Source organism: Streptomyces sp. NPDC040622, assembly GCF_055593965.1.
Genome location: NZ_JBVIXD010000011.1, coordinates 118,619 through 120,373, shown reverse-complemented (window position 1 = coordinate 120,373; position 1,755 = coordinate 118,619). Strand labels below are relative to the sequence as shown.

Annotated in this window: 2 protein-coding genes; both read right to left on the bottom strand. The window is 71.3% G+C overall.

What is annotated here, in order from left to right; all coding sequences use genetic code 11:
• Positions 1-130 precede the first annotated feature (130 nt).
• On the bottom strand, positions 131-1,357 hold the full coding sequence (locus ACZ592_RS30730) for a TerD family protein (protein ID WP_471585102.1): 1,227 nt from the start codon (positions 1,355-1,357) through the stop codon (positions 131-133).
• A 66-nt stretch (positions 1,358-1,423) separates the two neighbouring features.
• Positions 1,424-1,699 (bottom strand): hypothetical protein, encoded by a 276-nt coding sequence (locus ACZ592_RS30725; RefSeq protein WP_471585101.1) that lies wholly within the window; start codon positions 1,697-1,699, stop codon positions 1,424-1,426.
• Positions 1,700-1,755: the final 56 nt, after the last annotated feature.

The following is a 1,755-nucleotide window of genomic DNA, read 5'->3' as shown; positions in this document are numbered from 1 at the left end:
AGGCCCCGTGGTGTCTTTTCCGACCCCCCCACCACAACATTCCCACCCCCCCCCCCCCCCCCCTCAGCCGGGTTGGGTCCCCGCACCCTCCCCTCCCCCCCCCCCCCCCTCAGCCGTGTGCCCATGACGTCTAGAGGGCCTGCGCCGAGGGCTTGACCATGCCGCGGACCGTGCGGGACTTCACGAACTGTCCCATGGCGGTCATTTCCCACTCGCCGGTGAACTGCTTGATCAGCTTCGCCATCATGACGCCCGTCTGCGCCTCCGCGTTGGTCAGGTCGAAGCGGACCAGCTCCTCGCCCGAGGCCGCGTCGATCAGGCGGCAGTAGGCCTTCGCGACCTCCGTGAACTTCTGGCCGGAGAACGAGTTCACCGTGAAGACCAGACCCGTGACCTCCTGGGGGATCCGGCCGAGGTCGACGACGATCACCTCGTCGTCACCGCCGCCCTCGCCCGTGAGGTTGTCGCCGGAGTGCTTGATCGCGCCGTTCACGATCGAGAGCTTGCCGAAGTAGCAGCTGTCGACGTGGTTGCGGTTCGGGCCGTACGCGATGACGGACGCGTCCAGGTCGATGTCCTTGCCGCGGAACGCGGGCTCCCAGCCGAGACCCATCTTGACCTGCGAGAGCAGCGGACGGCCGCCCTTGACCAGGGACACCGTCTGGTTCTTCTGGAGGCTGACGCGGCCCTTGTCCAGGTTGATCTTCCCGGCGCCGGGCGCGGGCGCGGCGGGCGCCGGAGGGGCGGCCGGGGCGGCCGGGGCAGACAGGCGGGGGTCGGCGGCCGGCGGGGGCGGACCCTGCACCGGGGCCCCGGTGGGCGGTGCCAGGGGAGCGGCGGCCTGCGGGGCCGGCGCGGGGGCGGGCTCCTCCACCGAGACGCCGAAGTCCGTGGCGATGCCCGCGAGGCCGTTCGCGTACCCCTGGCCGACCGCGCGGGCCTTCCACGCGCCGTTGCGCAGGTAGATCTCGACGATCACCAGGGCCGTCTCGGCGCCGAGCTGCGGCGGGGTGAACGTCGCGAGGACCGTGCCGTCGTCGGCGTTGCGGATCGTGGCGGTGGGCTCTACGCCCTGGAAGCTCTGGCCCGCCGCGTCCGGGCTCGCGGTCACGACGATCTTCTCGATGCCGGGCGGCACGGCGGCCGTGTCGACGGTGATCTTGTCGGGGGTCGTGCCGCCGCCCGACTGGTAGGTCACACCCGGCCCGGCGGGCTGGTTGAAGAAGATGAAGTCGTCGTCGGAGCGCACCTTGCCGTCGGCGGTGAGCAGCAGGCCCGATACGTCGAGCCGCACCGGAGCGGCGACGTCCACCGCCACGCGGGCGGCGGTCAGCGGGATGTTCGAGCCGGGGGTCATAGCTGTCATGCCAGGGGTAACGAACGATCCCGCTTTACCGTTCCCTTACCCGGGGAAGGTTTTTTCTCAGCCCCGATTGCGGGAGTGGGCGCGGGCGGAGCGTTCGTTGCCGTGCTTGTAGTCGCCCGTCCAGCGGGCCATCACCAGCTGCGGGTCGCCGCCCTCCGGTTCGTCGAGGAACCGTGCGGCGCGGGGCCCGCGCAGGGTCCCGGCGGACCGCCCGTCGTGGGTGATGACGACGGTGCCGTCGTCGCGGCGCGTGCAGGTGAATCCATGAGGTCGCGGGGGGGGGGGGGGGGGGGGGGCTGTTACGCCGCGGCAAGAAGGGGGTTTTTCCCCCAGAGCCCAAAGGGGAAAAACCACCAACAGAGGGGAACAACAAAACCCTCCCCCCCCCC